The sequence below is a fragment of the Streptomyces sp. HUAS TT11 genome (assembly GCF_051553595.1).
Lineage (GTDB): Bacteria > Actinomycetota > Actinomycetes > Streptomycetales > Streptomycetaceae > Streptomyces.
Genome location: NZ_CP196185.1, coordinates 442,512 through 464,373, shown reverse-complemented (window position 1 = coordinate 464,373; position 21,862 = coordinate 442,512). Strand labels below are relative to the sequence as shown.

13 protein-coding genes, 2 tRNA genes and 4 pseudogenes are annotated in these 21,862 nt (G+C 67.1%); 9 read left to right on the top strand and 10 right to left on the bottom strand.

Features of this window, described 5'->3' with window-relative positions; all coding sequences use genetic code 11:
- Window positions 1-74: 74 nt before the first annotated feature.
- The 3 genes and pseudogenes from istA to ACSHXN_RS45865 all read left to right on the top strand — a co-directional run.
- Window positions 75-1,325: an IS21 family transposase gene (istA, locus tag ACSHXN_RS45875; RefSeq protein ID WP_355140598.1), complete on the top strand. Its 1,251-nt coding sequence runs from the start codon at window positions 75-77 to the stop codon at window positions 1,323-1,325.
- Complete coding sequence (gene istB / locus ACSHXN_RS45870) at window positions 1,325-2,119, top strand: IS21-like element helper ATPase IstB (RefSeq protein WP_355140599.1); 795 nt, start codon at window positions 1,325-1,327, stop codon at window positions 2,117-2,119. Before istA ends, istB begins: the two co-directional genes overlap by 1 nt.
- A gap of 738 nt (window positions 2,120-2,857) precedes the next feature.
- Window positions 2,858-2,983 (top strand): annotated as a pseudogene (locus ACSHXN_RS45865) (IS110 family transposase); the annotation flags it as partial.
- A 180-nt stretch (window positions 2,984-3,163) separates the two neighbouring features.
- Here ACSHXN_RS45865 and ACSHXN_RS45860 read toward each other — a convergent pair.
- The 3 genes from ACSHXN_RS45860 to ACSHXN_RS45850 form a co-directional block, all read right to left on the bottom strand.
- A complete protein-coding gene (locus ACSHXN_RS45860; RefSeq protein WP_438306866.1) occupies window positions 3,164-3,823 on the bottom strand; it encodes a hypothetical protein in 660 nt (219 codons plus the stop codon).
- On the bottom strand, window positions 3,820-9,045 hold the full coding sequence (locus ACSHXN_RS45855; protein WP_438306865.1) for a DUF6531 domain-containing protein: 5,226 nt from the start codon (window positions 9,043-9,045) through the stop codon (window positions 3,820-3,822). The genes ACSHXN_RS45860 and ACSHXN_RS45855 overlap by 4 nt, the downstream gene beginning before the upstream one ends.
- Window positions 9,046-9,497: 452 nt before the next feature.
- Window positions 9,498-9,752, bottom strand: a complete 255-nt coding sequence (locus ACSHXN_RS45850; RefSeq protein ID WP_438306900.1) for a helicase associated domain-containing protein — start codon at window positions 9,750-9,752, stop codon at window positions 9,498-9,500.
- Between the two features lie 603 nt (window positions 9,753-10,355).
- Here ACSHXN_RS45850 and ACSHXN_RS45845 point away from each other — a divergent pair.
- On the top strand, window positions 10,356-10,571 hold the full coding sequence (locus ACSHXN_RS45845) for a hypothetical protein (RefSeq protein WP_438306864.1): 216 nt from the start codon (window positions 10,356-10,358) through the stop codon (window positions 10,569-10,571).
- A 542-nt stretch (window positions 10,572-11,113) separates the two neighbouring features.
- The gene (locus ACSHXN_RS45840; protein ID WP_438306863.1) at window positions 11,114-11,491 is read left to right on the top strand and encodes a DUF6233 domain-containing protein; all 378 of its coding nucleotides are present in this window, start codon (window positions 11,114-11,116) and stop codon (window positions 11,489-11,491) included.
- A 140-nt stretch (window positions 11,492-11,631) separates the two neighbouring features.
- On the opposite strand, the gene ACSHXN_RS45835 is transcribed toward ACSHXN_RS45840, so the two are convergent.
- Entirely contained in the window at window positions 11,632-12,969 is a 1,338-nt protein-coding gene (locus ACSHXN_RS45835) for an endonuclease domain-containing protein (protein ID WP_438306862.1), read from the bottom strand.
- A gap of 287 nt (window positions 12,970-13,256) precedes the next feature.
- On the opposite strand from ACSHXN_RS45835, the gene ACSHXN_RS45830 reads away from it, so the two are divergent.
- Window positions 13,257-13,343 (top strand) — tRNA-Leu (locus tag ACSHXN_RS45830).
- Between the two features lie 1,074 nt (window positions 13,344-14,417).
- On the top strand, window positions 14,418-15,017 hold the full coding sequence (locus ACSHXN_RS45825; RefSeq protein ID WP_355142448.1) for a hypothetical protein: 600 nt from the start codon (window positions 14,418-14,420) through the stop codon (window positions 15,015-15,017).
- A gap of 209 nt (window positions 15,018-15,226) precedes the next feature.
- Here ACSHXN_RS45825 and ACSHXN_RS45820 read toward each other — a convergent pair whose 3' ends face one another.
- On the bottom strand, window positions 15,227-15,535 hold the full coding sequence (locus ACSHXN_RS45820; RefSeq protein WP_438306861.1) for a DUF6300 family protein: 309 nt from the start codon (window positions 15,533-15,535) through the stop codon (window positions 15,227-15,229).
- A 318-nt stretch (window positions 15,536-15,853) separates the two neighbouring features.
- Here ACSHXN_RS45820 and ACSHXN_RS45815 point away from each other — a divergent pair.
- A tRNA-Met gene (locus tag ACSHXN_RS45815) sits at window positions 15,854-15,930 on the top strand.
- A 215-nt stretch (window positions 15,931-16,145) separates the two neighbouring features.
- On the opposite strand, the pseudogene ACSHXN_RS45810 reads toward ACSHXN_RS45815, so the two are convergent.
- The 3 genes and pseudogenes from ACSHXN_RS45810 to ACSHXN_RS45800 all read right to left on the bottom strand — a co-directional run.
- Window positions 16,146-16,330 (bottom strand): annotated as a pseudogene (locus ACSHXN_RS45810) (hypothetical protein); the annotation flags it as partial.
- Window positions 16,331-17,358: 1,028 nt separating this feature from the next.
- Window positions 17,359-18,117 (bottom strand): hypothetical protein, encoded by a 759-nt coding sequence (locus ACSHXN_RS45805; protein WP_438306860.1) that lies wholly within the window; start codon window positions 18,115-18,117, stop codon window positions 17,359-17,361.
- Between the two features lie 43 nt (window positions 18,118-18,160).
- A pseudogene (locus ACSHXN_RS45800) lies at window positions 18,161-18,625 on the bottom strand (ISL3 family transposase); the annotation flags it as partial.
- 289 nt (window positions 18,626-18,914) lie between these two features.
- Between ACSHXN_RS45800 and ACSHXN_RS45795 the strand changes: the two are divergent.
- Window positions 18,915-19,301 (top strand): annotated as a pseudogene (locus tag ACSHXN_RS45795) (ATP-binding protein); the annotation flags it as partial.
- A 13-nt stretch (window positions 19,302-19,314) separates the two neighbouring features.
- Here the strand turns inward: ACSHXN_RS45795 and ACSHXN_RS45790 are convergent.
- Both ACSHXN_RS45790 and ACSHXN_RS45785 read right to left on the bottom strand, forming a co-directional pair.
- Window positions 19,315-19,545: an e9imm peptide gene (locus ACSHXN_RS45790; protein WP_438306859.1), complete on the bottom strand. Its 231-nt coding sequence runs from the start codon at window positions 19,543-19,545 to the stop codon at window positions 19,315-19,317.
- 886 nt (window positions 19,546-20,431) lie between these two features.
- Window positions 20,432-21,703: a helix-turn-helix domain-containing protein gene (locus ACSHXN_RS45785; RefSeq protein ID WP_438306858.1), complete on the bottom strand. Its 1,272-nt coding sequence runs from the start codon at window positions 21,701-21,703 to the stop codon at window positions 20,432-20,434.
- Between the last annotated feature and the right edge of the window lie 159 nt (window positions 21,704-21,862).

Here is a 21,862-nt window from a genome sequence, read left to right as displayed (position 1 = left end):
AGTGGACCAGTAGCGACGCTTGAAAGTTGACCCCCTCCAGTGGTCTGGCTCGTTGAGTCAGGCCGGGAGGAGTGGTGATCAGCGTGGAGGATTGGGCGGAGATCCGTCGGCTTCACCGGGCCGAGCAGATGCCGGTGAGAGCAATCGCGAGGAAGCTGGGGATCTCGAGGAACACCGTCCGCAGGGCCATCGCGGACGACGCGCCGCCGAAGTACCAGCGGGCGCCGAAGGGCTCGATCGTGGACGTGGTCGAGCCGCAGATCCGTGAGCTACTCGAGCAGTGGCCCGAGATGCCGGCGACGGTGATCGCCGAGCGGATCGGCTGGGACCGGGGTCTGACCGTGCTCAAGGACCGTATTCGGGACTTGCGGCCAGCCTACCGGCCTGCGGATCCGGCCTCGCGGACGGTCTATGAGCCCGGCGAGATCGGCCAGTGCGACCTGTGGTTCCCGCCCGCCGACATCCCGCTCGGCTTCGGCCAGGTGGGGCGGCCGCCGGTGCTGGTCATGGTCGCGGGCTACTCGCGATGGATCACCGCCCGGATGCTGCCCTCCAGGTCAGCGGCCGACCTGATCGCCGGGCACTGGCGGCTGCTGACCGAGCTGGGAGCCGTCCCGCGGGTGCTGGTCTGGGACAATGAGGGAGCCGTCGGCTCATGGCGGTCCGGTGGCCCCCAACTCACCGACGAATTCGCAGCGTTCGCCGGACTGCTGGGCATCAAGTTCCTGCTCTGCAAGCCACGCGACCCAGAGGCCAAGGGGCTGGTCGAGCGGGCCAACGGCTATCTGGAGACGTCATTTCTGCCCGGGCGGGTGTTCACCTCTCCGGCGGACTTCAATATTCAGCTCGCCGACTGGCTGACCAGGGCCAACCGGCGTATCCACCGCATCTTGCAGGCCCGTCCGTCGGACCGGCTGGAGGCCGACCGCTCCCGCATGCTCACGCTGCCGCCGATCGCCCCGCCGGGCTGGTGGAAGGCATCGCTGCGGCTGCCGCGGGATCACTATGTCCGCCTGGACACCTGCGACTACTCGGTCCATCCGCTGGCCGTCGGCCGCCGCATCGAGGTTGCCGCGGACCTGGACCAGGTCCTGGTGACCTGCGATGGCGTCGAGGTCGCCCGGCATGCCCGCAGCTGGGCCCGCCATCAGACCATCACCGACCCCGATCACGCGGCGGCTGCCGCTGCCGCCCGCAAGGCGGCCGTCGGCAAGAAGGCGGCACCGACGATGACCACGGAAGTCGAAGAGCGGTCGCTGGACACCTATGACCGGATCTTCGGTGTCATCGACGGCGGCCTCAGCAGGGGCGAGGGAGTCGCGTGATGGCCGCCAAGCAGACGGTGAACAGCCGTGATGTCTCCTCCGAACTGGTCTATCTGACCAAGGCATTGAAGGCCCCGGCCCTGAGGGATGCGGCCATCCGGCTTGCCGAGCGGGCCCGTGACGAGGACTGGAGCCACGAGGAGTATCTGGCTGCCTGCCTGCAGAGGGAGGTCGCCGCCCGCGATTCGCATGGCGCCGAGGGACGTATCCGGGCAGCCCGCTTCCCTTCCCGCAAGTCTCTGGAGGACTTCGACTTCGATCACCAGCGGTCTGTGAAACGCGAGGTCATTGCCCACCTGGGGACGCTGGATTTCGTCGTCGGCAAGGAGAATGTCATCTTCCTGGGGCCGCCTGGCACCGGCAAGACTCACCTGGCCACCGGGCTCGGCATCCGGGCCTGCCAGGCCGGCCACCGGGTGGCCTTTGCCACCGCCGCTCAGTGGGTGGCCCGCCTGGCTGAAGCACATCAAGTGGGCAGGCTCAGCGATGAATTGACGCGGTTGGGTCGTACCCCGCTGATCATCGTGGACGAGGTCGGCTACATCCCCTTCGAACCCGAGGCCGCGAATCTGTTCTTCCAGTTCATCTCGGGCCGCTACGAACGGGCCTCGGTGATCGTGACCAGCAACAAACCCTTCGGACGATGGGGCGAGGTCTTCGGCGACGACACCGTCGCAGCCGCCATGATCGACCGCCTCGTTCACCATGCCGAAGTCATCTCACTCAAGGGCGACAGCTACCGCATGCGCGGCCGCGACCTCGGACGGGTTCCCGCAGCGAACGCCGGGGAATGACCAACATCGAAAGACGCAGGGGGTCACTTTTCGTCCGTCGGCAGCGGCTCACAATTCAGCCGTCGCCGACACCCCGCACCCGCGGGGAACGTGCCACGGCGGTTATGATGCCGATTCCCTCCGCGATCTGGTCCCCGCAGCTGCGGGGATGGTCCCGCGACGAATGTGTGAACGATGTGTAGGTGGTTCTGCTCCCCGCACCTGCGGGGATGGCCCCGGCTGTGCGGCGCACATCGTCACCGTCCCCAGCTGCTCCCCGCACCCGCGGGGATGGTCCCTGAGCCTGCGCTATGTCGCCCCAAACCTCGGGCTGCTCCCCGCACCCGCGAGGATGGTCCCGGTTTCATCTGGCATCACACCGGCGCCTCCGTGCTCTTCCCCGCAACCGCGGGGATAGCCCTACTACGTCCGGGTCGCCGTAGGCGATGACCATCTGCTCCCTGCACCCGCGGGGATGGTCCCGTCACCCGGATCGCCGTGCCGGGATCCTTGAACTGCTCCCCGCACCCGCGGGGATGATCCCCGTGCACTTTCGGCCCTCTGCCCGTACGTGCACTGCTCCCCGTAACCGCGGGGATGGTCTCTGTTGGGGACCGAAGCCGCCCGGTCCTCCGGGACGCTCCGACCGCTGATTAAGAACTGCGGTCATCTCTGGTTAGCGACCTGTCGGCGGGGTGTTCTTCGGGCCAAGGGATGCTGGTCGCGAGGGATACGGAGCCACGAACTTGAGCTGTCGCATCCGAGGGGTTGCTGCACACCCAGGCCTTGCTCGCGCTCGCCCGCCGTCAAGTCGACGTGCTCTGGGCCATGCTGCGTGACAAGACGCTGTTCACCTCCGCCCCGCCAGTCACACAGGCGGCTTGACCGGATCATTGAGATTCCCCCTGTCGAACCGATGCCACCGACACCGGTTTCAGCCACTGCGGCGCGGCGCGGGCAAGTCGTAGCCGAGTGGTACTCGCTGCTCAGGTAAGAGGGGCAGTCGGTGGCGCCGTGCTTCCCGCTCATCGAGGAGCGGGAAGCACGGTGGCGCCATTGCTGGTCTCAGTCGTTCCGAGCCGAGGGAGCTTTGAGCCTTGCCTGGCGAGCGGCCTCGATGTAGCGCGGCGCAAACTTGACTTCGTATGCCTCGGGCACGTCGTATGGAGAGTGCCAGAAGTCAGGAACGAAGGTGTCGCCGTCCTGGTAGCAGAGGTGGCACGAAGCGCACCACTCGGTCAGCCAGCCGTAGGCCACTGCGTGAACCCCATCGAACGTCTCGTCCAGCGGATCATCCACCCGATACCAGCGGTGGAGGTCTGTCGCGCCGCACTGGGGACAGGCCGCCGAGAGGTCGGCAGCGCTCGGCTCCGTGTCGAACGCGGCCCGCCAGTGGTCCATCAGCTCGGGCGGGACGAGCCTCCAGCCACCTGGGCCCGGCAGGGAAAGCTCATCGACGTCGAACAGATCCATTTCGCTGGCTTCGACAGAGCCGAGCATCCGGCATTCGCCCGTCACCAGATCTACGCGGACGGGGCCGATGCCGATGGCCATCTGAGACGGGTCGCCGGTCTCCAGGTAACCCCGGTTCTGATAGCCGAAGTACGCGGCCTCACCGACTACGGCCACATACCCCTCGACTGGTACCAAGTCCACCTCAGAGTTGAGCGGATCCTCGTCCACGTATTTCTGGGCCAACTCTGCTGCGCGATCGAGGCTGATCATTTGTCAGTCCTGAGGAATGCATAGTTCCGATAGACCTTGGGCGTGGCATGCCCACTCTGACCGTCGAGAAAGATCACATCTCCCTTCACGTTCACCACGTTGAAGACATGTGAGTCGTTCGCCTTGGGTCCGTAGCCCCACACGATACCGCGGGTGCCGTCGCCACCGGCCAGGACGTCACGCACGATGCCGCTCAGGGAATTGTAGGACCGGAACGGCCTTCCGCCGTATAGACGCGTGATCGCAGAGTCGGACCCCCGCCCGAGGTTCGCCGGCGCAGAAGACGGAGCACCGTCGGCCAGCAGTCGGTCGACAGCGACGGCGCAGGCACGGCAGTTGGTTCCGCCCTTTTGAGGGTTGACCAGCCTCGTCAGCTCCGGCGTGATCGGCGTCTTGTAGGAGAGTGTGCCCCTGAGGTAGTGCACCGTCCCGCCACCGCCTGCACCGAACCTCAGGTTTCCGATCGAGGCCGCAGCTTCCTCAGGAGACACGGCTGCCCGCCGCCATCCGGTGAGGCCACCGATCCCCACGAGGGCGATCTGTTGGGCGAGTTCTTCCGCAGCGTCGCCGTAGAGGTCCGCGAGTTCGTCGCAGCCTTGCTGGCGGAGCATGTATTCGGCCCGGTAGAGCCGGTAGGCGGGGCGAACTGGCAGGTACTTGTCCAGGAAGGCGCCCGCGCCGCCGTTTTCTCCGGTGAAGGCGTCGTGGGTGTCACCGAGGAACACGAAGGGTGATTTGAAGACCTGGACGAAGGCGTCACCGAAGCCGCTGAGGACCTCTCCGAAGCTGTGGACGTGCTGGTCGTCTGGGTCGTCCGGGGTGAGACCGCTGGGGTCGGTGTACAGGGTGGGCGTGTTGTCGGCGTAGGCGTAGGTGGAGATGTGGGGGGCGGTGCTGTCGGAGGTGGCGGGGTCGGGGCGGTTGAAGCGGCCTGTAGCGGTGTCGTACTGGCGGGCGTGGAGGTCGAGGTTGCCGGTGGTGGTCTCGTAGCGGGCGCCGGTGTAGGAGGGGGTGCTGGCGGGGGCGCCGCTGGTGGTGGTGTTCAGGACGCGGGTGCCGTAGGGGTCGTAGGCCCAGCGCTGGTAGAGGGTGCCGGTGTTGTTGGTGACGTCGACCGGGGAGCCTTGGGTGTCGTGGTGGTAGTAGAAGAGGGCGCCTGCGCCGGTCTTGGTGGCGGTGGGCTGGCCGAGGGGGTCATAGCGGTAGGACTGCTTGATCGCCCCGGCGCTGTCGTATTCGGTGGCGAGGATGGGCAGCGGGGCGTTGGGGTCCCATTCCGTGCGGTTAGTGGTCGTGCCGTCCTTGGCGGCGACGACCTGGTTGCCGCTGGCGTCATGGTCGTAGGTGTAGCCGGCGCCTGCGATGGTGGCGGCGGAGATCTGTCCGGCCAGGTCGTAGGTGTAGGTGTCGGCGCCGGCCTTGGTCTGGTTGCCCTCGGCGTCGTAGTCGTAGGCGGTGGTCGTGGAGCCGGTGGTGGTGGACGTCAGCTGGTCGGCGGCGTCGTAGGTGTAGCTGGTGCTGGCGGTGCCGAGGGTAGAGGTCAGGCGGTTGCCGACTTTGTCGTAGGTGTAGGAGGTGGTGCGGCTGGATGCGCAACCGGTGACCCAGGGCTGGGGGTAGCAGCCGGACGTGAGGCGGCCTGCGGGGTCGTAGGTCTGGTCGTAGCCGCCGGTGCCGACGCCGGCTCGGGTGATGTCGACGTGGGTGGGCAGTCCGGTCGCGGAGAGGGTGAGGTCGGTCTTGGTGACGGTGGTGCCGGCTTTGGCCGAGGTGACCGCTGTCAGGCGGCCGGCCCGGTCGTAGGTGCGGTCTTCGGTTTCGGTGTTGGGCAGTGCCGACTTGATGAGGTGGTCGGAGGCGTCCCAGGTGTAGTTGGTCGTGACGCCGTCAGCGGTCATGGACGACGTGCGGCCGTCGTTGTCGTATGCGTAGGTGATGGTGTTGCCGTCGGAGTACTTGCGGGTGAGCATCTGGCCGGCGGCGTCGTAGGTGTAGGCGAAGCCGCGGGTCTTGGTGAGGTTGCCGACTGTGTCGTAGAAGAAGTCCTCGGAGATTTTGGAGTTGGCGCGGGACGTCATCTGCCCGGCGGCGTTGTAGGCGAAGGTCGCGTCGGGCGTCGCGTCCGAGTAGTCGGTCTTGGTGAGCAGGCCGCGCGGGTCGTAGGTGTAGCTGGTGGAGCCGCGGGGCGTCGTCGTCTTGGTGAGGTTGCCGTCGGCGTCGTACCCGTACGTTGCGGTCCGGTTCAGGGGGTCGGTGACCGAGGTCGGGCGGCGGGCCGCGTCGTAGCCGTAGGCGGTGGTGTGGTCGTTGGCGTCGGTGCGCTTGGTGACGTTGCCGACCGCGTCGAACGCGTAGGTGGTGGCCGCGCCGCCGGGGGCGGTGACGGTGGTGAGCTGGTCGAGTTTGTCGTAGCCGTAGGCGGTGGCGCGCTGGTCGGCGTCGGTGCGCTTGGTGACGTTGCCGACCGCGTCGACCGCGGTGCGGGTGATGCTGCCGAGCGGGTCGGTGACGGTGGTCAGGTTGCCGGCCGGGTCGTAGCCGTAGGCGGTCGTGTACTGGGCGGCGTCGGCGCCGGTGGCGTTGCCGCGCGGGTCGACCGCAGTGGCCTGGCGGCCGTCGCCGTCGTAGGTCCAGCTCTCCTTGTTGCCCAGCGGGGAGGTGCGGCTGAGCAGGTTGCCGTCGGCGTCGTAGGCGTAGGTGGTGGTCTTGCCCAGCTGGTTGGTGCTGCTGGTGAGTTGGTTGTTCTTGTCGTAGACGGAGGTGAGCGTCTTGCCAGCCGCGTCGGTGACCTTGGTGACGTTGTCGTTGGCGTCGTAGGTGTAACCGGTGGTGTGGCCCAGCGGGTCGGTGACCACCAGGGGCCGGTTGATCGCGTCGTAGGTGGTCGTGGTGGAGGCGCTGGTGGGGCCGGTGGCCTTGGTGCGGTTACCGACGGCGTCGTAGGTGTAGCTGGTGGTGTAGGCGGCCGGGTCGGCTCCGGTGGCGTTGCCGCGGGGCGAGACGCTGGTGAGCAGCAGGCCGGTCTTGTCGTAGGTGTAGGTGGTCTTGTTGCCGACGGCGTCGGTCTCGGAGGTCAGTCGCCCGCTCGCGTCGTAGGCGCGGGTCACGGACTTGCCCGCGGCGTCGATCGTCTTGGTCAGGTGTCCGGCGTCGTCGTAGGCGTAGGCGGCGGTGTTGCCGGCCGGGTTCTTGGCGGACGTCAACTGCTCGGCACCGTTGTACGTGTAGGTCGTGGTGCGGCCGAGCGGATCGGTTGCCGAAGCGAGCAGCCCGCGACCGTCGTAGGCATACGACGTCGTGTACGCGGTCGGGTCGGCCCCTGTGGTGTTGCCACGCGGGTCGGTCTTGGACAGGATTCGCCCGGCCTTGTCGTACGTGAATGTCGTCTTCTCGCCCAGCGGGGTGGTGACCGAGGTCCGGTTGCCGGCCGTGTCGTAGCTGTAGGTCGTGGCCTTGCCGCGCGGTGTGGTCACGGTCGCGAGGGAGCCCAGCGCGGTGTAGGTGTAGGTGGTCTTGCCGCCCTGCGGGTCCGTTGTCGTGGTCAGTTGGTTGGACGTGTTGTACGCGTACGTCGTCTTGTTGCCGCGGCCGTCGGTGTGGCTGGTGATGTTCCCGGCGGTGTCGTAGGTCCAGCTCTCCGCGTAGCCGAGGCCTGATGGCGCGGTGCGGGTGAGCATCCGCCCGGCGCTGTCGTAGGTCATCGACGTGGTGTTGCCGCGCTGGTCGGTGATGTCGACGGGCCGCAGGCTGCGGTCGTAGTCGTAGGTGATGCTCTTGCCGTAGGGGTCGATGGTCTCCAGCAGGACGTTGCCGGAGTACACGTCGGTCCACACTCCGCCGTCGGGGGCCGTCGTGTGCGATTCGCGGCTGCCGTCCCAGGTGAACGTCGTGGTCTTGCTGTTCTGGTCGGTCTGGGACTTGATGCGGCCGTTCGCATCGTAGGTGTTGGAGACCGTACCGCCTGCGGGGTCGGTGTAGGAGGCGAGCCGCTTGTCGGTCCCGTAGGTGTACGAGGATGTCCTGCCCGCCGGGTCGGTCACCGAGGTAAGTAGGCCGCCGGTGTATCCGTAGGCCACGGATGTGGCGTCGGGCAGGTTTACCTTGGACAGCAGCCCGTCGGTGCCCACGGTGAATGTGGTGGTGCGGCCGGCAGCGTCCTTGACGGAAGCGAGCTTGCCGGACTCATAGGTCAGGCTCAGCCCCGTGCCGGCGGTGTCGACCAGGGAGGTGAGTTGACCGCTGCTATTGAAGGTCCGCTTGGTGTGGTCCGGCATGGTGAGGGCGTAGTCGCTCGTGCCCTTGACCAGCTTGGCGGACGAGCCTGCGGGGGTGGTAAAGGTTCCGCTGCTCGCCTGAGTGAAGACGGATGATGCCCCGTCGTCGGCCCGGTAGGTGATTTTCCCGGTTCCGATCGTCAGTTGGGCATCGAACGGGGTCGCCCAGCCACGGCCGAGCAGGCCCACGGCACTCGAGTCCGAGCGATAGGTCCTTTCAACCTCGAGCGGCATGCCGGGGCCGACCAGCGAGGCGTCGGTGAGCTGCTCGAAGAACATCCCAGTCGCCGTGTTGACCGGGTCGGCGCGGTGCGCCTGCGCGTAGCAGGTGCAGATGCCCGCCTGCGCGCCGGGGATGTCGGGTGTGTAGAAAGCCTCGACCAGAGGCGAGGTGGTTCCGTTCGAGCTCCAGGTGCCGTCAGAGCCCTTGAGGAAGATCCAGGCGTAGTACTTCTTGCCGTCCTGGAGATTGCCGCCCAGTTGGTTGGAGCTCCACCAGAAGCACTGGTTGGCGGGATAGGCGTTGCCCGCCCACCAGCCGTAGCACCAGGCGCCGTTCTCCAGGAACCTGCCCGTAGGGTCGTCGGTGGCCTTGCTGATCTCCTGGTCGTAGACGAAGTTCCCGGCCTCGTCCAGGACATACAGCCACAGGCCCGAGTACGACGAAGCCGTGCCCGAGGAGAACTGCAACTGGCCGCCGATGGACAGGTACGCCGGGTACGCGGTGGCGTACGCCGACACCCATGCCGGGTCACTGGCCGCGGCAGCCGCCAACGGTGTGCTCGTGGCACCGTTAGTCTCCGCAGCAGGTCCCTTCTTGGCGGGTTTCTCGGGGTGCGCGTGCGGTTTGCCGGACGGCTTCTTGGCGGGCGGATCCACGAACTCACGCATGGGAGACAGCTCGTCTCGCTCCCGCTTCACCTGCGCGCGACGCTCCGTCAGCGTCATCGCCCTGGGAGGCTTGGGTAGATCGGCAGCCGTCCTGGCACGAGACTGCTCGACGCCCGCAGTGGCTAAGGAAGTGGGTCCTTCTATGGGTAAGGCCCAAGCTGGGACCACACCCCCGATCACCAGTAAGGCCAGCACCAGGCCTGCAGTGACAAGTCTTCGCGCTTGTGAGCGCACAATGCACCACCTGTGGAGTCGATGTGAAGACTGAACAGGTAGCTCCTTGATCCATGAAGCCCGGGAAATAACGCACCGAAAGGAATGCGACTGGAATCGGATGGTCACTCAATGCGACTACGATGCGTGCGCCCAGGTCGCATAAGGCCGAAGGGTCGACCCGGTCGCACGAGTTGACGCGAACACATCTGCCGGTGAAGAGCCGTGCGCATGAACTGGCCATCGACAGCAGGCCAACGACGGGAATCGGTCAAGCAACCGGGAGGTCTGCCCGGTCAAAGACCCAGCTCAGTCAGAGCCTGGCGCTGCGGGCTGAGGCCGGAGCGGCGCCGGTTCAGGTTGCTCAGCCACTGCCCCAGGCGCACCCGTTCGCCGTCGATCTCCTCTATGTGCCGCTGAGGCACCCGGAGGTGACCTTCTCTTTCACGGAAGGCTCGTGCGGCGGCCAGTCCACGCTGGAATGCGCGCTCACGCGCCGGCAGCGGGAGGCGGAGCTTTTCGCCGATGGGGTGGAGCGTGCCCGGCGGCATGTGGAGCGGTTCGGGCATCTGGCTGTGGCGCATACCGGCAACGGGGTGGTGAACGGGTTCGGTCTGGGGCGCTGGCTGGCCAGGCGGCGTGCGGAGGCCGTCTGTCTGACCGCGCAGCTGGAACAGTTGGATCCGTGGTGGAAGCCGCCGTGACCGGTGGGCTGGCAGCGCCTGTGGCATCAGGTCTGGCAACATGTCGAGGGGCACGGGCCTTGCACGGCGGGGACAACCTGGACGGGCTGACCGGAGGGCTGCAGAAGTGGCTGCGCCGTCAAATCCAGCTCTACGAGAACCTGCACCCCGCCCAGCGGGACCTACTGGCCGAACTCGGCCTCACCGCCGGCGAGGTCGAACGGTTCCGGGCCTGGCCCGCACGGGCGCCGTCACCCCAACGACGGCCTCACCGCGGCCCGCACCTATACCTCACGGCATGGGCATCTCGCGGTCACCGGGGCCACCATCGTCGACCACATCGCCCTGGACGCCCGGCTCAGCAACGCACGCCGCCGCCAACGCACCGCAGGCCGGCCCACCCGACTCGGAACCCGCCTGAGCGCCCTCGATACCTGGTGGAACCCGCCCTGGCCACTGTCCTGGCAGCCCATGTGGTGGGCCGCCCACCACCACCTCAACGGCCTGCCCGCCGGCACACGGTGGTGGCCGGACGTCCCCGGGACGGGAGGAGCACTGGCCTGGCTGCGCGAACAGCACACCCGAACCTCACTCCAGCCCGGCCAACAGCAGCTCGTCGCAGAACTGATGCACGTGGCCGGTCACCCCAACACCACCGGTACGCACCACAAGCCTCAAAACAACTGAGACACGACACAGTCCACTGAGAAGACACCACAAGCCACTGCAACAAAAACCCCCGACAACCCGTAAAACCCAGCCATGTGACAACCAGCCCAAACACACACCAGCCCTTTACAACCAGACACCCACCCCGACCACACCGCTACACCCCCGCCAGGACACGAAACCCCAGCTCAATCACCCCACACCCATCCCGCCCACCCCCACCCCGCCTCTCAACGAATCAGCAACACACCAGGTCAGGAAACGATCCATACACCAACCACCCATCCCGCACACATCTGCTCCCCGCACCCGCGGGAATGGTCTCGGCGTTCTCGAGCCCGTAGGTGATCTGGCCAACTGCTCCCGGCACCCGTGGGGACTTCCCCCGGACGCCGACCTGTACCTGTGCGCCGACTCCTGATCCCCGCACCCGCGGGGATGTTCCCTTGCCACCGCGCTTCTCGATCGTTCCGACCGTCTGCCCCCCGCACCTGCGGGGATGGTCCCAAGCAGGTCCGAACCGAGGCCAAGGTCGACGCCTGCTCCCCGCACCTGCGGGGATGGTCCCAGGTGGCGGTGTCGGAGGCTGTTGGTGCGCAGCCTGGGTGAGCCCGGCACACGCGCGCCCCGTCCCTGGCATTTCCTACGACCACGTGCCCACCAGCCGTGCGTCCCAGATAGGCAGTACTCCGCCGTGCACAGGCCAGCAGGCCTGGACAGTCCAGCACCTGCCCCACCGCCCCGGCGCAATCCTCATCCATGTCGTCGGCTGCACACCCAGCGCCCAGATGCTCAATCGGGAACAAGCACTCACCGCACTCCGCCAGCCCCGTGCAGCAGCATGTAGAGAATGCGGAGCAGCTGGCTCTCTCGCTGACCACAACGAGTCTCCTGACCAGGTGGCAGAGGCACCGACGCTCCCGCGTGTCCCAGGTTGAGCCGTCCGCTACCCGCGCCTAACGGGAAAGGAGAGCCCGACCGGGCAGCATGACGATGAACGTGCGGAGGGCGTTCGGCGGTGCTCCCAGCGGGAGTGGTCCCCTGCGGCCAGACGCTTGAGAAGGTGCTCGCTGTTTGTTCAGAACAGCGCTTGGCCGTCACTGTTGGTGTCTGGGATGACTGGCCGGGGCTGGGTGGGGAGGCCGTCCAGGCGGTCGGGGCCGGCCGCGGCGGCAACGGCAGGGGCGGTCTCGGCCAGCCAGGTGCCGAACCGCTCGGCGGCTTCGCGGTAGGGGATTTGTGCCAGGACGCGGTGCTCGCCAGAAGGGCAGAAGTCGACGGTGACGGTGAGCAGGCAGGAACGGGGCGCGTTCTGGCTGCCTGTCCAGGACACGCGCAGCACACCGCAGGGTTTGCGCCCGCGGGGGGCGCGGTGGGTCGGGCGCAGTGATCGGCAGGCTATGTAGGCGGTCCATGCGGCGAGGTGCGGCAGTGGGAGGGTGGTGCGGGTGCGGCAGCCGGGGCACCGGTGCCAATGCCGGAGCCAGTCGACGTTGTGGGTGTCGAACAGGCGCGTGTAATGGCTGGCCACGCGAATGTCGTTGCTGTACAGGTGGTCGGGCCGTTCCTGTGTGTTGCAGGACTGGCAGACAGGGGCGCGGACGTAGCCGTGTTCGTGGCAGTGGTCGAGCACGGTGGCGGGTGTGGTGCGGCAGACGGCGCACATCCACTCAGCCACCTTGCGGGAAATGCCGTGCTTCCTGCTGAGTGCCGAGTACAGGAGCTCCTTTAGTTCGCCGTTGTACGGGCGCGGCGCGGTGGTCGGGCTGTGGGGGCTCGTCGTCTGCCGACCGCCGGCAGCTCGGATCTGCCGTCGCTGGGACGGCGGCTCGGCGGCGGCTGTGCTGTTCTGACGGGTCCGTGCGGCTTGCAGCCACCGCGTTTCGGCGTGCTCGGCCGCGTCCAGCAACCTGACCACGGCACGCGGCAGCCACCACGCCCGCACCGTGCGGTCCCGGGTTTCTTCCACGAGTACCCGCCAGTCGATCCCCGCCAAATGGTGCAGCCGCCCCTCAGATGGCGCTGCCCGCTCGACGTCGCCCAACTCCTGCAGCTCCCGGGCGATGCGCTGGCGCCATCGCAGCGGTGCTGTGTCGTTCTGCTTCTGCTTCGGCGCGCCACCGAACGGACCGATGCGGACCAGGTCCCCGTGGTCCATCTTCACCACGTTCAGTTCCGCTGCCGCACGACGCACCTCCATCTCCGGAACACCCCACTGGCCGCCGCCTGCCTTCACCGTCGCCACCACACGGCCGCCCAGCAGGACATACCCCGCCCGGACATCGGCGGGGAAGCAGGTGCACGCCGCAGAAACGGTCGGCACAGCGCTGCCGTTCGTCAAGCCGGCCCACAGAGCGTCCGCAGTGCCCAAAGTGATCAGGCCACCGCTATGGCCCGGGGTGACACGCTCTGACATGCCGACAGGTTAACGGCCGACACCGACATACTGATGGGTGACGTACTCGTACTGGGCACGACGGCGAGCCCAGGCCGACGACCTGGTCCACCCACGCATCATCCAGGCCACGGCAAGCGTTGATGCGTTGATGCCGCTGTATGGCGATTGCCCACCGGGCTCCCGCCAGGGTTAAAGTGATGATCGCTTCACGGCACGGTGGGCTGCGTCCTGCGTGAGGGCAGGGCCCTGCTCGCCTGTCCCAGTCCCGGGCCCCGTCGTTCACCTGGGCCGGGCGTGAAGCGCCAGGGAGTGTGGCGGAATGGGCAGACGCGCCGGATTCAAGTCCCGGTGCCCTTGCGGGCGTGAGGGTTCGACTCCCTCCACTCCTACCACCACGTACACCGCTACCTCGGCGGCGCGCCTACCGTGAGCGGCGAGGACGAGCGTGCGGCGCCGGGGCCGGAGCCGGAGCCACGCCCAGGATGTTTCGCACCGTCACCGCATCCAAACCGGTGCGCTGAGCGATGCGCTGGATCGGCTCTCCGGCCTGCCGGGCGGTGTTGATCGCCGCCGCCAGGTCACGTCGGGCCGCATGAAGAACCTCCTGCGCCGCGATCACGGCCGCCGCAGCATCCTCCAGGCTTGCGTCATCCGACGGGTGCTCTCGGGCGGAAGAAGAAGACGTCATGAGGTCATGCTGCCCGAGTGTGGGAGCGGGCCGCGAACAGCCCAGGGCCCGCTGCCAGGTACCGGCGTGCATCCGGGCGTCTAGAGATCGGGTACCGCTGGACAGACTGACCCACTCATAGATGCCTTGGTGTAGCCCAAGCCCTACCCGGAAAACCTGGCCCACCCAGGGCCTGGATATCCCATAAAACGCCCTCAGAAAACAGAAATTCTGGAGAGTTAGATAGGAGTTCACATGCCCCTGTAACCTTGCGGCCGCACCAGATGGAAGCAGTTGAAAGAGTACTGCAAGCACTCCGGATTCCTGCCGGTGGACGTATGCCAGAACACGGAGGCACACACTCACCAACGTCCACTGCTGAAAACAATCTGAGGATACGTCAAGAGACAGCTTGAGGAGGTCTGGACTCAACCCCGATTCCCCCCTCCAAGGCCCGCCACATAAGCGCAGAGAGCAGGGCAGGAGCGAGCATGTACCAGCGCCCCTGCATAACCCGTGTACCCGTAAGGGGTCACGGGCGGGTGCCTGAGCAGAGGGGGGTCGGGGAAGCCCACGGCGCCCCGGCGCGATGCTGCCGCTTCCGCCTTTCCCCACGAAGATTTGCCGCCCGGGTCCCGCGTCTGCGATCTTGTGCGGGGCAGCGACCTCAAGACGCAACCCAGCCGCCGGCGCACTCGCCTCGGGGTCCACCACTAGACCGCTGATGCGCCGTTGACCTAGCACGAGCAGCGGCCTGCTCTCTGAACTTCCCGTGGCCCTACGAAGAAAGGGAAATAGCGTGAACACCAAAAAGGTTACGGCCCGACGTCTTACGATCGAGGAGGTTTCAGAATTGGGCCTCCAAGAGGACATCTTCGTCTCGGCAGAGATGGACGATCTTCCTCTCGATTGCTACGCCCCGGCCTCCCTCACAAAGCCGGGTAAATATTTCGATGGAGGATCCTTCACCGCAAGGACAATCTTCGGTAAGGAAGTTCACGTTCTTCCAGACAATGCCGAGGAGCGCGGGATCTGGGTTGCCGACGAGGCAGGGGAAGAAATCGAGGTTCTCCAGAGTGCTGGCGTCCTCCTGAACCTCGCCCTCTTCGTGCCAGGCGGGGACAACGAATCTCTGGAATCGCTCTACACCGCCGCAAGAGAGGCATTCGGCGCGGGACTCGTTCAGCGCTGGAACGAGGAAGTCGTCGCGGTGCCGGACGTCAAGGTCGACCTCTTCGAAGAGCCGACCCGCGGGCGGAAGAACACGAACAACCAGATCCGCGACCGCCGTGCGCTGGACATCTACCCCACCCGAGTGCGGTTCATGGAGCCCAGCGCTGGCTGGAGGTTCGTCGTCGAACCGCACAAGGAAACCATCGACAACACACCAACGATCTGAGCTGACAACAGCCCCGAGAAGGCATACCAGCGCAACCGCCGGTCCTCGGGGCTGATCGACTGCTAGCCCCGATGGGATCGGATCCTGACGTACCCGGCCGATCCAGCGTGCATCAGTCCCGCCAAGCTTTCCCATAAGGGGCACATATGAGCAGAAGGGCTGCCGCCTTCGGCGGGCATCGTCCTACAGCTCACCCGACAACCGCGGGCTCACAGCTGGTCGGGCGGCTTCTCATGCCAGTACCAGCCGTGAGCGGCCATGGCTTCCCTGGTCCACTCCGTCAGCAGCTGCGCGGCTTCCTGCGACCGGCTTTCGTCATGGCCGCCGCCGTCGGCGAAGAACTGAACGAGGATGCCGGCCGCGGGCCGCGTCGTATCACCGGAGTCGCAGGACGTGCACAGTTCCAGATGGATCGGCCATCCCTGGTCGTCGTCCTGGGGCATCACCGCACTGATAAGCAGGTTCCCGCGGCAGCGGGAGCATTGGGGCAGCCGGCTGGATTCCTCAATGAAGGCCATCAGGCTGCCCCCTCGCGCGAACGTACGTGTCCAAGGCAAGGCTGCCCCACGCAACGGCTCTCGGCCCATGGGTCAGAGCCCATTCCACACACCTGGTCCAACGGAAATCCCGGGAGCAGCCGCTGAAGAGAGTTTTGAGGAGTCCTGGTGTCTGCCGCGCAAGATCGTCACGGTACTCGGGACAGTGGCGGCCGTCGTCCGGCAGGGCGTTGTCGTAGAGGATGTGGTGAACAGGATCCGGGATGGCGTCGGCGTAGTCGTAGCCGCCGGTAAATGACAATGCTGGTCCCTGGGCGTGCCGTAGAGTGGGGGCACCGACGCGGGGTGGAGCAGCTCGGTAGCTCGCTGGGCTCATAACCCAGAGGTCGCAGGTTCAAATCCTGTCCCCGCTACCATCGACCGGCCCCCTCCTCCGCTTCAATCGGAGAAGAGGGCCGGTGCCACTATGCCGGGTCGCCCCGCGCATCACGACGTCTCCTCGGCTTGTTTCGGCTCTGCCGACTCTGAGACACCCCGCATGATCCCTTGGCTTTGTTCACGAGCAAGCTGCCCCGTCGCCGTGGTCGGGTCTATGGTCGAGGTCGCCCGCGCCAGCCTGACAACGGTCATCAGGGGCATCTTCGTGCCGGTCAAACCGGCGACTATCTGGCCTCGGGGTGTACAGAGCCCGACCATCGGGACCGTAGCGGCGTCCTCCGTGCGCAAGGCGACACCTTCGGCTCGGGCATGCGCAGACCAGTCCGTGACGTCCAAGAGCAGACCGTCCAGGGGGCCGGCCACCAACTCCACATACACGCGCCCCTGCCGCGGGTCGGCATCCTCGTAGTCGGCCCTGTCCGCGACCCCGTAGAGGCCCGAGCCCCGCCCGGCCCCGGGCCTCTACTCATACCCCCCACACCGCATGTCCGCGGAGCATGCGCGGAGAAGCCCGGGAACGGGCTGGAATTATGCTGGTGTGGCCTCCGTGGTGTCGAGCGTGATTGTCCAGTCCCTCGGGGCGCTCGTCGGATCCGGCCCGGATGCCGGAGCCCTCCGTGGCGATCGGGGAATCGATCGCCCCGCCTTTCTCCTACGAGACCCCGGTTACGAGTCCGGCGCCCCGGACCGTCACGAGCCGGTGGGCAGTCCCAGAACGGCAGCGCCGGGACACCGGCAGCTTCCATCCCGGCCCGGCCGCCGGCCGGACAACGGGTGCGCGACAGCGGGGCGAAGAGCCTCTTTCGAGACTGCATCAGCGCTCGATACGTTTACAGGCCAGAGCGGAAGGCGAACGGTGAGCATCTTCACGTGCAGTAAGTGCGGGGAACCGTACGACGCCGGAGTGTCCCTGGCGAAACGTCACGCGTGCCCGGACCGGAAGACGGCCGCCGAACGGCAGAGTGCCGCCGAATGGCGGGCAAGCCTCGGATGGCAAGAGGGGCACGGATTCCCTGGCGCGCGCTACCGGCCGCGACACGAGCCGCGAGACATGCGGATCGCTGCGGCCTGGGCGGTTCTACCAAGTCTGGGGGCAGCCGTGTCGTTGCTGTCCGGTATCCGAGTACGCCGTCGTACTGACTGGGTGAAGGCCGCACGACAGCCTCGGGCGGGCGGTTTCGGCGCGGGCGGTGACGGAGGCAGCGCCGGAGACTGACCAGCCAGCACCAGAGCCGGTTTCGATGACCTGGCACAGACGAGCCTTGGCTTTGTCCACGAGAACGGATTCTGGCTCAGCTTGTGTGGTGTGGCCACGCTGGGTGATCAGCGGACGCCTGGGGACACTGCGTGTCCTTGAGTCAGAACGGTGGGTCTTCGGAGTAGCCGCCCGTCCCGTCGGCCGCCCACTAGGAATCACGTTCCGCCTTGAGACGGGCGTAACGCTCGCGGGCTGCGATGTCGTCCGCGTTCTCCAGGTCGCTGGTGTCGTGACCCCATGCCTTCATCGCGTCCAGGACGCGGTCTCGGTTGTAGCGGTCGGTGCTGGTGGCCAGCAAACGACGGGCATGGCCGACCAGCTCGGTCCGGTGCGCGGTGAGCACGGGGTGCTCTGCGAGGGGGATCGCAGCGATGAAAGCCGCGTCGCGTACCTCCGCATTGTCGTGGCCGAGGTGAGAATGGACAGCGGAGAAGATCGCCGGGCGCAGGTCGCGGAACGCGCGCATCGCCTCGTACTCGCTGAGAAAATCCTCGCCGTAATGGCGTTCGCCGTGGGCGACGCACTCGTCGTCGGCGTCGTAGGCGGTTGCGCTGAGCCACTCAAGCAGTCTTACGAGGGTCGGGCGGTGCCGCGGCATGTCAGCATCGTGGCCGGAGTCAACTGCCGCGATGGCCGGGTGGTGGAGGATGGCCGCGACGTAGAGCGCTACGGGCACGGTGGCTTCGTAGATGGTGTTCTGGTGGGTCACTTCCCTGAGCGCGTCATCGGTGGCGGCCGACCTGACGACCGGGTCGGGGCTGAGGATGCGTGCCAGCGCCGTCGGCAGGGCGTCGCCCGTCCCGCGTGGGGTGGCGAGCGACGCCCAATCTGTACCGTCCAGGAGCGCTTGGTAGTGGGGTAGCTCGTGGGAGCGAGGATTCTCGATCCGGCTGCGGCTGTTGGTCACAGGCGGAGGCTATAGCGTCTATCAGCCAGTGTGGCGCGGGGTGTCATGTGTAGAGCAGGACGCGCTTTCGTAGGAGATGGAATCCGGCGCGGCCGAACATCTGGCGTCTGAGCATCTTGATGCGATTCACGTGTCCTTCGACGGCGCCTGAGTTCCAGGGCAGGGTGAGTCCGGCGATGACGGCGTCGAGGTCGCGGTCGATGCCTGCGGCGAGGGCGTGGAGGCTGGGCAGGCCGTCCTTCCGGACGGCGTCGAGCCAGTGCGGCAGGCGTTCGCCCTGGCGCTCCGTGAGCATGACCGCGAAGGAGCGGACATGCCGGGTGAGGGCATCGAGTTCGGGACAGTGAGCGCGGACGGTCTTGAGCTGGAGCTGTTCGGGCTCGGTGAGGGTTTCGGGGCGGCTGAGGATCCAGCCGGCGACTGTCCGGGGCGAGGGTGGATGGGCGGCCACCGGCCGCGGCGAGGCGCGCTTCTCGTGCAGATAGGCGCAGACGCGCTGGTAGCTGTCGGCGTACGAGCTGTAGTGCAGCGGCACGTACGGGCTGATGTGCAGAGCTGAAGGGCAGGACTGGTTAGTGCGGCCGGGGCCGCCCGACTTCGAAGTGTTCGGGGTAGGAACCGCCGTCAAGGGCGCCTTCGGGCGTCGCTAGGCGATGGCCCTGCGGGCCACACTTGACTGCGCCACCTACCCCTGGATCGGCTGGTTATCGGGCGGCCCCTCCGCTGTGGCGTACGACCGCCTCTGTACGTCCGGCTGTACGCGGCTCTGCAGATCAGCATGTACGCCGACAACGGCCATCGACCAGGGCATGCAAGTCTCCTGGTTCAGCCTGGAATCGCTCACGGCCCACGTCGGCCGGGCCACCGTCGACAACACCGTCACCAAGGCGATCGCGAAGATCACCCGAAGCCACCTGATCATCCTCGACGACATCGGGATGCTGCCGTCCGGCCAGGCCGCCGCCGAAGCCTTCTACCGCGTCATCGACGCTGCCTACGAACGCCGCTCGGTGATCGTGACCTCGAACCTTCACCCGTCAGGCTTCGACACGATCATGCCGAAGACGCTCGCCACGGCCGCGGTCGACCGGCTCCTGCACCACGCGCACATCGTCCTCACCGAAGGCACCAGCCTCCGGCTCACCCAGGCAACCACAGGCCGGGGAGTCAGGCCACTGCACTAGGACAGCGTCGGCTTCACAGGGCGATCGGCCGATACGACAGGGCCAAATCGACGACCTCTTCGGCCGAGAGCTCTCGCTCCGGCGGCCAGAAGATCAAGTCGCTGACGTGGCCGGACGGACACGCCAGGGCTCCGTCGAGCCTGCCCAGCCAGCCGTCCACCTCCTCCTCGGAGGCGTAGTCCGCATCCATGATCCGCTGCACCAGCGCGGACGCCTCCGCGCGGCTCATCTCCACTGCAGTCATCCGGGCCCCCTCCACGCGGGCCACCCTAACGACACGCACGATCGGCCGGACAGGTCCCCTTAACCCGGCTGAGGGACGAAAAGTCACACCGCAGAGGGAGATCAGCTGTCCGCCCACAAGGACATCAGATGTCCACCCAGAAGGACGCGGCCGTGTCCGTGGACAGGGCCTGGACATGGCCGGCCTCCCAGATGTGACTCCGCCACAACCGGGGCCGCTTGCCGAACACGTCATGATCCCGGACCGCCTCCGGTCCGAGTTGTGGTCGTGAGGATGCCGGACACCAGCCGCGTTTCCCCGGCGAGAGCCCGGCCGCGCCTTCGGAGGCCTTTCTATATGGAGGATCAGCGGACGCCGATGCTTTGCTCGGCAAGGCTGCCTGGGCGTCCATCCTCAACCTGCTCGGTCCTGCTTAGGCCGTCAGGACCCGGCGGCCGAAGGTCGCCGGGCCCTGGTGATTGGTGAGGGTCAGCCGGGGGTGGCCGCGTAGTAGGTGTGGAGGAGCGGATTGATTCCGGGGATCAGGTCGGTGCGGGAGGTGGCCGCTTCGGCACATGCTGTCCGGCTGGCCGGTGCTGACCGCGAAGACGAAGGTGCGGGTGGACAGTTCGCCGGCGACGTCGATGAATGCGGCGGGAACCGGACGGACCCATAGGGGACGGCCATCCGGTCCCCGTCGGCTCTCGGCGGCACCCGGTGAGGGGCGTCGGTGGCGAACGAGAGCACCCTGGAAGGTGGTTCAGCCGGGCAGCGATGCGTCGGCGTCTCGAGTGGCTTCGGTGCGTAGCCGCAGGCGTGCGCACGCGTGCCCCTCACGTGGCCGGACGCGGCCCGAATTCACCGACAGCACTCCGCCCCGTGCGGCAGGGTGCCTGTCGCCGCTCTCTCAGTCCTGCTTGACCCGCCGGTGTGCTCCGGAGACGAGAGAGCCCCGGTATCCCATCAGTCTCATGCCCTGCTGGTAGGCCCAGACAGCGCGCTCGCTTTCACCGCACTTCTCCAGGATCTCGCCCAGCTCCGACCAGGCGAAGGCGGCCTGTCGCCCGGCCTCGGAGGCTTCGAGCAACAGAGCGCTGCGCTCGTAGGCTGCCTGTACCTCGCCGTACTCCTCCAGCAGGAGGTGCGCGGCGGCAAGGACGAGGTGGACACGAGCGCCCTCCAGGCGGTGTTCGGGTCCCAGCAGGTCGAGGGCGGTTCTCGCGTGCTGGATCGCGTCCTCGGGCCGTTCCAGCATCACCTCGGCACGCGCGAGCGCCGTCTCGACGTACGCCAGGTCCACGCTGCTGCCCAGGACCCGCAGAGTGCTCGCGCTCTGTTCGAGAAGGGTCATGGCCGCTTCCGGGTTGGGATTCTCGGACTGCAGCAGCACGGTCGCCTGGGCGTTGCGCACCCGCGCCAGGGCCCGCTCGTCGTCGCCCTCGGCGTAGATGGCGACCGCCTTCCTGATCAGGTCCAGTGCCTCGACCGAACTGCCGCGCCGATGCAGGACGACGCCGCTGTTCCAGTAGGCACCGCCGAGCGCCCTGCGGTCGGACATGATCTCGGCACGGCTGACCGCCTGCTCGGCCAGAAAGCCCGCTCGGTGCAGGTCGCCGCGCTCCACGTACACGCTGATCAGCGTGGACAGCAGTTCCAACTGGGCGACGGTGGACGGCAGACCGGCGGCGTCGGCCTCGGACAGAGCCGCCTCGGCCACGTCGATGGCGTGGGAGAGGTCACCGAGTTCCCGGTAGCACCGGCAGAGCGACATCACCACGTCGAGCCGGTCCAGAATGCTGCGGCCCTGCGCCGCAGCATTCTGCAGCAGCGCCTCGAAGTGGTGGACGGCCTTCTCCAGCTGCCCGTGATGCTCCAGGCACCGCGCGATACCCAGCTTGGCCGCGAAATGGAGGTCGGGCTGCCCGTCGGCCGGCAGCCTGGACTGCACGGAGGTGAAGGTCTCCAGCGCGGTCCGTGAGTCTCCGTTCCGCATGGCGACCTGCGCGTAGTGGAGTTCGATCTCGATGTCGGCCGGGTCCGGCGCCGCGGTCTCACCGCTCAGCTCGGCCGGGTCGCAGCCCAGACGCTCGGCGAGCTGAGCGAGAACGTCCGCCGACGGGACGCGCTTGCCCGCCTCAAGGAGGGAGATGTAGCTGGGGGACAGATCAGGGGCTGCCAATGCCTCCTGCGAAAGGCCGGCCGCTTTGCGGAGCCGGCGGATACGTGAGCCGAGACCGTCGTTCGAAATGACTGCGACTCCTTCCTCTACCAGATTCTGAAATGGCGTCATGGAGCACTGCGCGGGCCGATCATCGAGCCCGGCCCTCGTCCGCCGCCC

Excerpts from the sequence above, each read along its gene's own strand:
- istB (WP_355140599.1), top strand. The coding sequence starts at position 1,325 with ATGGCCGCCAAGCAGACGGTGAACAGCCGTGATGTCTCCTCCGAACTG.
- ACSHXN_RS45860 (WP_438306866.1), bottom strand. The coding sequence starts at position 3,823 with ATGATCAGCCTCGATCGCGCAGCAGAGTTGGCCCAGAAATACGTGGAC.
- ACSHXN_RS45855 (WP_438306865.1), bottom strand. The coding sequence starts at position 9,045 with ATGACGCTGACGGAGCGTCGCGCGCAGGTGAAGCGGGAGCGAGACGAG.
- ACSHXN_RS45850 (WP_438306900.1), bottom strand. The coding sequence starts at position 9,752 with ATGCCGCCGGGCACGCTCCACCCCATCGGCGAAAAGCTCCGCCTCCCG.
- ACSHXN_RS45845 (WP_438306864.1), top strand. The coding sequence starts at position 10,356 with ATGTGGTGGGCCGCCCACCACCACCTCAACGGCCTGCCCGCCGGCACA.
- ACSHXN_RS45840 (WP_438306863.1), top strand. The coding sequence starts at position 11,114 with ATGGTCCCAGGTGGCGGTGTCGGAGGCTGTTGGTGCGCAGCCTGGGTG.
- ACSHXN_RS45835 (WP_438306862.1), bottom strand. The coding sequence starts at position 12,969 with ATGTCAGAGCGTGTCACCCCGGGCCATAGCGGTGGCCTGATCACTTTG.
- ACSHXN_RS45820 (WP_438306861.1), bottom strand. The coding sequence starts at position 15,535 with ATGGCCTTCATTGAGGAATCCAGCCGGCTGCCCCAATGCTCCCGCTGC.
- ACSHXN_RS45790 (WP_438306859.1), bottom strand. The coding sequence starts at position 19,545 with ATGACTGCAGTGGAGATGAGCCGCGCGGAGGCGTCCGCGCTGGTGCAG.